Source organism: Pigmentiphaga sp. YJ18, from assembly GCF_038066655.1.
Classification (GTDB): domain Bacteria; phylum Pseudomonadota; class Gammaproteobacteria; order Burkholderiales; family Burkholderiaceae_B; genus Pigmentiphaga.
On record NZ_JBBUKU010000005.1, the window covers coordinates 374,233 to 383,338 of the forward strand.

Below are 9,106 nucleotides of genomic sequence, written 5' to 3' on the forward strand. Positions count from 1 at the left end.
ATCCCTACCCCGGCGCCCCGGGCGAAGCCAACCCCAGCACGCCGTCATCCATGTACAGGTTCCGGTCCGCCAGCGGGGCGGCCAGCGCCTCGTTCTGCTCGGACAGCAGGATCGCCAGCCCCTGCCCGCGCAGGACGCGTATCGCCTCCACCAACCGCTGCACCACGATGGGGGCCACGCCCTCGGACGGCTCGTCCAGCAGGATCACCCGGGGCTGGGTCATCAGCGCCCGGCCGATCGCCAGCATCTGCTGCTCGCCGCCGCTCAGCGCGCCCCCCGGGCGATGCGCCAGCGGCTCGAGCTCCGGGAACAGGCGGCAGACCCGCTCCACGGTCCAGGGTTCGGCGCCCGGACGCGGCCGGCCCATGGCCACCTCCAGGTTCTGCCGCGCCGTGAGCTGGGTGAAGATGCGCCGGTCCTCCGGTACCCAGGCCAGGCCCGCATGCACCCGCCTGTCGGCACGACAGCCGGCCATGGACTGGCCATCCAGCAACACCTCGCCGGAAGTCTCGACCAGGCCCGCCAGCGCGCGCATCAGCGTGCTTTTGCCGGCACCGTTGCGGCCGACCAGGGCGACGATTTCCCCCGCTCCGACGTCCAGATCCACGTCGAACAACGCCTGCGCCCGGCCATGGAAGGCGCACAACGCGCGTGTCTGCAACAACGCCGTCATGCCGGCTCCCCCGCCTCGGCCGTGCCCAGATAGGCCGCCCGCACCGCCGGATCCTCGGCGATCTGCCTGGGCGGCCCTTCGGCGATCACGCGGCCGCGCACCAGGACCAGGACCTTGTCGGCAAAGCCGAACACCACGTCCATGCTGTGTTCGGTGAACAACACCGCCAGCCCGCCGGCGGCCTCCTGCTTCACGATGGCCATCAGGCTGCGCCGGTCGGCCCGCGTCATGCCCGCGGTGGGCTCGTCCATCAGCAACACACGGGGCTTCAGGGCCAGCGCGCTGGCCAGCTCCACGCGCTTGAGTTCGGGATAGGGCAGTTCTCCGCACAGCCTGCCGGCCAGCGCCCCCAGATCGAAGCGTTCCAGCCAGGCCTGCAGCTCGGCCGGGTCCACGCCCGCTCCGCGGCCGCGCACATCGTGCCAGACGCCAGGGGCGCGGGCGGCCAGCGCCAGCGCGACATGCTGGCCCACGCTCAGCGACGCCGCCACCTGGGCGATCTGGAACGTCCGCCCCAGGCCCAGCCGGGCCCGCGCGGCCACGCCCAGGCGGGTCAGATCGCGTCCATCGAACACGATGCGGCCGGCATCGGGCTGGAGCTGGCCGTTGATGCACTGGAAGCAGGTGCTCTTGCCCGCGCCGTTGGGACCGATCAAGGCCAGCATCTGGCCGCCTTCCAGCGTGAATCCGACGTCATCCACCGCCCGCACGGCCCCGAACGACTTGGACAGACCCGCGACGACCAGTTTCATCGCGGCGCCCTCCCTTCGCTCGCCCGCCCCCACGTGGCCAGGCCTCCCAGCCGCCTGACGCCGGTCAGCCCTCCCGGCGCCAGCAGGATCACCGCCAGCATGGCCAACCCGACCGCGGCGCGCCAGTATTCGGTCGCGCGCGCCAGGAAATCCTGCCCCACCGTATAGGCCAGGGCGCCCAGCCAGGGGCCGGCCAGCGATTGCAGGCCGCCCAGCAGGACCATGACGAGCGCGTCGACCGACCGGGGAATGGCCAGCAGGTCGGGCGCGACCGAGCCCTTGGCGAACACCGTCAGGACACCAGCGGCGCCCGCCAGCGCCCCCGCCAGCATGAAAGCCGTCCAGCGCACCGCGAATACCGGCAGGCCCAGGCTCTCGGCGCGCAGCGGCGCATCGCGCACCATGCGCAGCGTCAACCCGAAAGGCGCGTGCATCAGGTGCCGCAGCAGCAGGCCGCCGGCGCATGCCACGCCCAGGACGAACCAGTAAAACCCTTCGCGCGTGGCCAGCCACCCCTGGGGCCAGAAACCGAACAGGCCGTTGCTGCCTCCCGTCACGGCATCCCACTGGAAGGCGATGGACCAGGTGATCTGGGCGAAAGCCAGGGTCAGCATGGCCGCGTAGACCCCGGCCGCCCTGAGCACGACGAAACCGAACACCGCCGCGCCGGCCAGCGCCAGCAGCATGCCCGCCGCCAGGCACAGCAGGATGCTGGCGATGCCGCCTGGCCCCGAGTCGGCCAGCCCCGGCAGCACGGCCGCCACCAGCGGCGCGGCCAGCGCCCCGCCATAGGCCCCCAGGCCCAGGAAGGCCGCATGGCCGAACGAATGGACGCCGCCCGGCCCCATCAGGACATACAGGCTGGCGGCGAAAAGACCGGCGATCAGGACATCCACGGCCAGGACCAGCACATAAGCCATGTCGCCGGCCAGCCAGGGCAACAGCGCCAGCGCCGCCACGCCCGCGGCCAGCAACAGGCCGCCGCGGCGCGTGGGCGGCGGCAGCGGATTGAGCTCGGCGCGCGCCGCGCGCGGCGGCGCCACCGGCCGTCCGAACAGCCCCCAAGGCCGGAAGGCCAGCACGATGGCCATCAGCAGGAATTCGATCACCAGCGTCAGCTTGGGCAGCACCAGTTCCAGGCCGCCTATCGACACCGTCCCCAGCGCCACGCAGGCCGCCTTGACCACGCCTATCATCATCGCGGCCACGAAGGCGCCGACCACGCTGCCCATGCCGCCCACCACCGTCACCACGAAGGCCTCGGCCACGACCTGCAGATCGTAGGCCAGCGACGCCGGCTCGCGCGGCATCTGCAACGCCCCCGCCAGCCCCGCCAGGCCGGCGCCCAGCGCGAAAACCTGTGTGAACAGCCGCCGCTCGTCCACGCCCACGGCCAGCGCCATCTCGCGGTCCTCGGTGGCGGCGCGCAATTGCAGGCCCCAGCGCGTGGACGCCATGATCCATTGCACGCCGGCCAGCACCAGCAGGCCGATCGCCATCAGCACGAAGTCATACGACGGCAGGTTCAGCGTGCCGGGAGCCAGTACGCCCGTCAGCCCCGGCGCCTTGGGCCCGAGCCGGTCGTCGGCGCCCCAGGCGGCCAGCGTCGCATCGCGGATGATCAGCACCAGCGCGAAGGTCGCGACCAGTTGGAAGAGTTCGGGACTGCCGTAGAGCCGGCGCAGCACGCCGCGCTCGATCAGCGCGCCCACCACGGCCACCGCCAGCGCCGCGCCCGCCACCGCGCCCCAGAACCCCAGGGCGCCCCACAGCGGGATCAGTGCCTGGGCCAGGGTGACGCCCAGATACAGCCCCAGCATGGCCAGCGAGCCGTGCGCGAAATTGACCACGCGCGACACGCCGAAGATCAGCGTCAACCCCAGCGACAGCAGGAACAGGCTGCTGGCGCTGGCCAGCCCGTTCAGCAGTTGCGCCAGCACCGCTCAGCGCGCCGGCCGCAACTTCGCCACCTCGGCATCGGTGGGCTGGTACCTGGCGCCGTCGGCATAACGGAAGTCCACCATGACGCCCGTACGCTGCGCCCCGGTGCCCTGCAGCGCGGTCCGCCCGACGAAGGCACCCAGCGTCGACTGGTTGTCCTGCGCGCGGAACACGATGGGTCCCCACGGCGAGGACAGCGGCATGTTGCGGAATGCGTCGACGATCTTCTCGGGATTGGTGCCGCCGGCGCGCCGCAGCGCTTCGGCCGCGGCATGGATGGTCACGTAGCCCACCACCGAACCCTGGCGCGGCGGCTCGCCGTACTTCTTCCGATAGGCATCCAGGAAGCGCTGGTGCTCGGGCGTCTTGATCGCATACCAGGGATAGCCCGTCACGATCCAGCCCTCGGGCGCCTCGTCCTTCAGCGGCTCCAGGTACTCGGGTTCGCCCGACAGCAGGCTGACCACTTCACGGCCCTTGAACAGGCCGCGCGTGGCGCCTTCGCGCACGAACTTGGTCAGGTCGGTGGCGAACAGCACGTTGAAGATCGCGTCCGGCTTGCTGGCTTCCAGCGCCTGCACGACGGGTCCCGCATCGAGCTTGCCGAGCGGCGTGGCCTGCTCGGTCACGAACTCGACACCGGGCTGCGCGGCCTGGAGCAGCGTCTTGAAGGTCTGCACCGCCGACTGCCCGTACTCGTAGTTCGGATAGACGATGGCCCAGCGCTTCTTGCCCAGCTTGGCCGCCTCGGGCACCAGCATCGACACCTGCATCCAGGTCGACGGCCGCAGGCGGAAGGTATAGCGGTTGCCGTTGGCCCAGGTGATCTTGTCGGTCAGCGGCTCGCTGGCCAGGAACGGCACCTTGCGCTGCCGGGCATAGTCGCCCAGCGCCAGGCCGATGTTGGACAGGAAGCCGCCGGCCAGCATCGCCACGCGTTCGCGCGAGACCAGCTCCTCGGCCGCGCGCACCGCGTCGCCCGGCACGCCGTTGTCGTCCCGGATCAACAGCTCCAGCGGGCGCCCGTTCACGCCGCCGGCGGCGTTGACTTCCTCCAGGGCCAGCAGCATGGCCTTGCGGTAGGGTTCGAGGAAGGCGGGCTGCGCCTTGTAGCTGTTGATCTCGCCGATGCGCAGCGGGTCGGCGGCGTGCGCGGGCGCGGGCGCGGCCAGCAGGATCGACAAACCGAGGAAACCGGAAGCAAGCGATGTGCGAAGCATGGACAGACTCGGACTAGGCCCCACGAAGAAGATGCCCGGCATGCGGGGCGGGCGAACGCCGGCACCCCTCCTTTGCGGAGGAGCGCCTATTGTAAGGGGGTAAGGAGTCGCCGGAAGAAATCAGGCGGCCGCGCTCAGGCCCAGCCGCTGCGCGTACTGCCGCAGCGCCTGCACCCTGGGTTCGGCGAAGAACACGGGCTCGGCCTCGTCCAGGCCGGGCGCGGCGCGGCGCTCGCCATCCATCGCCAACAGCGGCAGCACCAGGTCCTGCGAACGCGCCAACTCGTCCCGGCCGAGCAGGCCCGGATAGACTTTGTCGAGCTGGATGACATCCAGCAGGTCTTCGATGATCGCGATGCGATAGGCATCGCCCCCGCCCAGGCGGGCCCGCATGTAGCTGGGCTTGAGCGCCGTGCGCAGCACGGACAGTCCCGTCTTGCGCCACGCCGCCGCTTCCGCCCCGTCGAAGAAGGCCCCGGCGAACAGCAGCGCCTTGCCCGCCTTCGTGGGATAGGCCGCCGTCATCGACGCACCCAGCCGCTGGCGCAGGAAACGCACCTGCACGACCAGGTTGCGCCGCCCCACTTCGTTCAGCCCGCGCTTGTCCAGGTCCCACTTGACCCAGTTCACGATGCGCCGCGACAAGCTGTGCGGCCGCCAGCCCACGCCCTTGCCGGGCGTATTGGCCACGATCCAGTTGGTGACCAGTTTCTCGTGCCATTCGAAACGGCCTTCCGCGCCATCGGCCACCAGGTCGTCGAAAGCATGGAGGTTGTGCAGCCAGTTCTCGCCCCAGGGCCGCCAGTGCCAGCCACGATTGTCGGACAGCACCCGTTCCACACCGAAGAAATGGAAGGCCTGCGCACCCACCATGCTCGGCGGCCGCTGGCAGAAGGCCCAGTGGCTGGCCGGGTGGCGCAGCACGGGCGTCTCGACCGTGTTGAACCAGGCCAGATACTCATCCTTGCGGCCCAGGTGAGCGCCCAGCAGGGTCATGGGCTGGGCGTAGCGCAACCCCCACCAGAACCGGTGCAACCCTTGCGAGCGCGCGCTCCAGAAGCCGGACAACTTGGAAGAATCCGTGAGGTAGGACATGGCGGGACAGCTCAGTGACTAAATTGGATACCAGCGCGCCGGCGGCACGCCATGGACAACACAGCCAGAATCGAAGCAAAGCCCGCACACGGAAAACGGCGTAATGCGTCGGCGCACGGAAAACGAACGCTAAAGTTCCCTGCGGCGCCGCCGTTAACGTTGGCGTACGAGCGTTATTGCATAACTGGGCGCACAATTCAATATGTAAAAAAATAAGACGCGTTCCGACTCGTGCCTTGCTTGCGAAATACGCAAAATTTTCATCTCCCGCTGACACCGCCTATTAGTTGCTTGTAAGCACTCGCCCGCAATGGCGGGCGAAAGTGCAACTTTTAGTGTGGCGCCCATCTCCCGCCCTTTTCTAGGGGAAATCCTGGCCACGGACTTCCCCGACGGCCTTTGCTCCCTTTCGCCAGCTTGCGCCAGCATGCCGGACCATTTGGTCCAGATTATGAAAATCCCCGAACGCAGGGAATGACCTGACTTGCCGCCTTGATCCGTGAAAGTTTAGTATTCGAAAACTATTTTTATATACAAAACATTCACAGAGGAGACAGCGAGCATGGACTTCCCCTTCTTACCCACCCGCCGCCGGCTGCTGGCCACGGCCGCGCTGCTGCCCGCCGCGGCCTGGCTGCCCGCCCGGGCCGCCCAGACGGGCCTGACCGAATTCACCTTCACCATGGGCGTGAATACCGTGCCGGGCACGGCCCTGATCGATGCCACCGCCCAGGACCTCGACCTGTGGCGCAAGCACGGCCTGAAGCCCGTCGTGCCGCCTCCGCTGGGCGGCGGCGACCGGCGGACCTGGAGCCCCGAGGAAGAAAACCATTCCGACGTGCGGCTATATGGCATGGGCGCGACCATCAACTACCTCAGCAAGGGGGTGGACTTCGTCATCGTCGCGGATCTCGGGACGCGTGCCGAATGGCACATGTGGTCCCTGGCCGACCGTCCCGTCGACGCCCGGCAGCTCAAGGGCAAGCGCTTCGCGGTCACGCAGTTGTCGGGCACGGACCGGCTGTACGTCGACCTGTTCCTGAAGTCGCTGGGCGTCAGCCAGGACGACGTCACCCTGGTCCCCACCGGCGGCGTACCGCAGAACTACCAGGCGCTGCGCAACGGCCAGGCCGACATCTGGGTAACCACCGAACACGCCGCCATCCTGATCGACCGCGAGCAGCGCCTGCGCAGCGTCGCCAAGATCTCCGACTTCGTCGGCAAGGACTGGTATCCCTACGTCATCGTCGCCAAGCGGCGCACGTTGGCTGAACGGCCGGCGCTGGTGAAGGAAGCCGTCGCCACCGTCCTGGAAGCCGTCCGGCACATCGACCAGGCACCGCGCCAGGAAAACGTCACCCGCCTGATGCAGCGCTTCAAGGTCGACGAGGCCGTCGCCGGCAAGCTGCTGTCCACGGTGTCGCTGAATCCTGCCGGCAAGATCAAGTTGTCGACGATAGAAAAGATGCGCAACCACTACGTGGACACCGGCGTGATCAAACGCAATGCCCTGCCGCTGGACGCGATCTTCGATGCGTCGGTCGTCGGCACGGTTGCCTGACCTCCCCCCACCCAGGAGACATCCCATGCAGCGTTTTCCGCTTTCCCCTTGCGCCTCCACCCTGCAACCGGCACGCCGGCGCCTGCTCAAGACCATGGCCGTGCTTCCGGCCGCCGCCTGGCTACCCGGCTGTGGCGGCGACGGCGCCCCCGCTCCGGCCACCAGCGAGCCCACTGCCTTCACCTATGAGATAGGCGTGCGGACCGTTCCCGGCACCGCATTGATCAACGCGACGATCCAGGACCTGGGGCTTTGGGACAAGCACGGCATCAAGCCCGTCGACCCCGTCCCCATCGACGATCGCCGCGAATGGACGCCCGAGGCGGAAAACAACTGCGACGTCCGCCTGTATGGCATGGGCGCGACCATCAACTACTTGAGCAAAGGCGTCCAGTTCACCATCATCGGCGACCTGGGCACCCGGGCCGAATGGCATATGTGGACGCTGGCGGACAAGCCCATCGCGTTGACCGAACTCCGGGGCAAGCGCTTCGCCGTCACCCAGATGGCGGGCACCGACCGCTTCTATGTCGATCTCTTCCTGAAGTCGCTCGAGGTCAGCCCGGACGACATCGTCTATGTGCCCACCGGCGGCGTGGGCACCAACTACACGGCGCTCAGGGAAGACAAGGCCGACATCTGGGTCACGACGGAGCATACGGGCATCCTGACCGACAGGGAAAACCTGCTGCACAGCATGGCCAAGATCTCCGACTACGTGGGCACGGACTGGGACCCCTACGTGGTTCTGGCCAAGCGCAGCACGCTGAAGGAGAAACCCGGACTCGTCCGGGAAGCCGCCACGGCCATCTTCGAGGCCGTCCAGCACATCGACAAGGCACCGCGCCAGGAAAACCTCGACCGCCTGATGAAGCTGTTCAAGGTGGACCAGGCCATGGCCGAAAGGCTGTTCGCCACCGTATCGCTGAATCCCTCGGGCAAGATCAAGCTGTCGACCATAGAGAAAATGCGCAACCACTATATCGAGAACGGCCTGATCACGCCCGAGTCAGCCCCGCTATCGGCCATCTACGACGCGTCCATCCTCGGCACGCGGTAACACTGATTTACGGGGCGGCCGCGACAAGCCGCCGCCCTGGAAGGTATGGTTGAGGATCGCATCCAGAGGTCCTCGTCCATGAAGGTTTCACCGCGGCACCTGACGGCCTGCGCGGCAGCGCTTGCCATCGCGCTCCTTGCCACCACGTCCCACGCCGAACGCAACACCTCGCTGGCCGGCCAGACCGTCGTCCAGCCCGTGGACGACGGCCAACATACCAAGGAATACGCCCGCAACGGCCAGTTGATCTACGAATCCATCGAGCGCCAGCGAACTCGCGGCGGCAAGACGGTCACGGAAGCCATCGAACGGGAATGGAGCGAAAGCGGCAAGCCTTTGCGCGACCAGACCTTCGTGGGGGGCAATGAAATCAAGGGAACGGCCTGGTACCTGAACGGCCAGGTCAAGGAAACCCGCGTGGATCAATCCGTGCGCGAACCCGGGGGACTGCCTGGCAAGTACGTGGAACGGTTTTCCGACCAGGGCAAGCTGCTATCTGCGGGGGTTTTCCAGGGACAGTTCCGCCCGGTGGGCACACACAAGGAATATGACGCAGCGGGCCAGCTCAAGCGGGAAGTGACGTATGACGCGCGCGGCGGCCGATTATCCGAACGCAGCTACGATGCGTCCGGCGCCGTCATACGAAGCGAACGTTTTCTACCCGACGGTTCCCGCATCCGCGATTAAGAAAAGGGGCGCGTAAAAGACAAAACCCCCGGCCGGAGTCCCGGTCGGGGGTTTTGGTTGTAGATAGCCTGACAATGACCTACTTTCACAGACGTCCGTCCACTATCATCGGCGCAA

General features: G+C 67.7%; 8 protein-coding genes. 3 read left to right on the top strand and 5 right to left on the bottom strand.

Features of this window, described 5'->3' with window-relative positions; all coding sequences use genetic code 11:
- Positions 1–4: 4 nt before the first annotated feature.
- From WKR98_RS26730 to WKR98_RS26750, 5 genes are all read right to left on the bottom strand, one after another.
- Complete coding sequence (locus tag WKR98_RS26730) at positions 5–673, bottom strand: ABC transporter ATP-binding protein (protein WP_341435130.1); 669 nt, start codon at positions 671–673, stop codon at positions 5–7.
- Positions 670–1,425, bottom strand: a complete 756-nt coding sequence (locus WKR98_RS26735; RefSeq protein ID WP_341435131.1) for an ABC transporter ATP-binding protein — start codon at positions 1,423–1,425, stop codon at positions 670–672. Before WKR98_RS26735 ends, WKR98_RS26730 begins: the two co-directional genes overlap by 4 nt.
- Positions 1,422–3,365 (bottom strand): ABC transporter permease, encoded by a 1,944-nt coding sequence (locus tag WKR98_RS26740; protein ID WP_124688582.1) that lies wholly within the window; start codon positions 3,363–3,365, stop codon positions 1,422–1,424. The genes WKR98_RS26735 and WKR98_RS26740 overlap by 4 nt, the downstream gene beginning before the upstream one ends.
- Positions 3,366–3,368: 3 nt before the next feature.
- On the bottom strand, positions 3,369–4,586 hold the full coding sequence (locus WKR98_RS26745; RefSeq protein WP_341435132.1) for an ABC transporter substrate-binding protein: 1,218 nt from the start codon (positions 4,584–4,586) through the stop codon (positions 3,369–3,371).
- 120 nt (positions 4,587–4,706) lie between these two features.
- The gene (locus WKR98_RS26750) at positions 4,707–5,681 is read right to left on the bottom strand and encodes a hypothetical protein (RefSeq protein ID WP_124688580.1); all 975 of its coding nucleotides are present in this window, start codon (positions 5,679–5,681) and stop codon (positions 4,707–4,709) included.
- 562 nt (positions 5,682–6,243) lie between these two features.
- On the opposite strand from WKR98_RS26750, the gene WKR98_RS26755 reads away from it, so the two are divergent.
- The 3 genes from WKR98_RS26755 (at position 6,244) to WKR98_RS26765 (ending at position 8,989) form a co-directional block, all read left to right on the top strand.
- The gene (locus tag WKR98_RS26755; protein WP_341435133.1) at positions 6,244–7,242 is read left to right on the top strand and encodes an ABC transporter substrate-binding protein; all 999 of its coding nucleotides are present in this window, start codon (positions 6,244–6,246) and stop codon (positions 7,240–7,242) included.
- Between the two features lie 25 nt (positions 7,243–7,267).
- Positions 7,268–8,302, top strand: a complete 1,035-nt coding sequence (locus tag WKR98_RS26760) for an ABC transporter substrate-binding protein (RefSeq protein ID WP_341435134.1) — start codon at positions 7,268–7,270, stop codon at positions 8,300–8,302.
- Between the two features lie 78 nt (positions 8,303–8,380).
- On the top strand, positions 8,381–8,989 hold the full coding sequence (locus WKR98_RS26765; RefSeq protein WP_341435135.1) for a hypothetical protein: 609 nt from the start codon (positions 8,381–8,383) through the stop codon (positions 8,987–8,989).
- The last annotated feature ends 117 nt before the right edge of the window (positions 8,990–9,106 follow it).

Excerpts from the sequence above, each read along its gene's own strand:
- WKR98_RS26730 (WP_341435130.1), bottom strand. The coding sequence starts at position 673 with ATGACGGCGTTGTTGCAGACACGCGCGTTGTGCGCCTTCCATGGCCGG.
- WKR98_RS26735 (WP_341435131.1), bottom strand. The coding sequence starts at position 1,425 with ATGAAACTGGTCGTCGCGGGTCTGTCCAAGTCGTTCGGGGCCGTGCGG.
- WKR98_RS26745 (WP_341435132.1), bottom strand. The coding sequence starts at position 4,586 with ATGCTTCGCACATCGCTTGCTTCCGGTTTCCTCGGTTTGTCGATCCTG.
- WKR98_RS26750 (WP_124688580.1), bottom strand. The coding sequence starts at position 5,681 with ATGTCCTACCTCACGGATTCTTCCAAGTTGTCCGGCTTCTGGAGCGCG.
- WKR98_RS26755 (WP_341435133.1), top strand. The coding sequence starts at position 6,244 with ATGGACTTCCCCTTCTTACCCACCCGCCGCCGGCTGCTGGCCACGGCC.
- WKR98_RS26760 (WP_341435134.1), top strand. The coding sequence starts at position 7,268 with ATGCAGCGTTTTCCGCTTTCCCCTTGCGCCTCCACCCTGCAACCGGCA.
- WKR98_RS26765 (WP_341435135.1), top strand. The coding sequence starts at position 8,381 with ATGAAGGTTTCACCGCGGCACCTGACGGCCTGCGCGGCAGCGCTTGCC.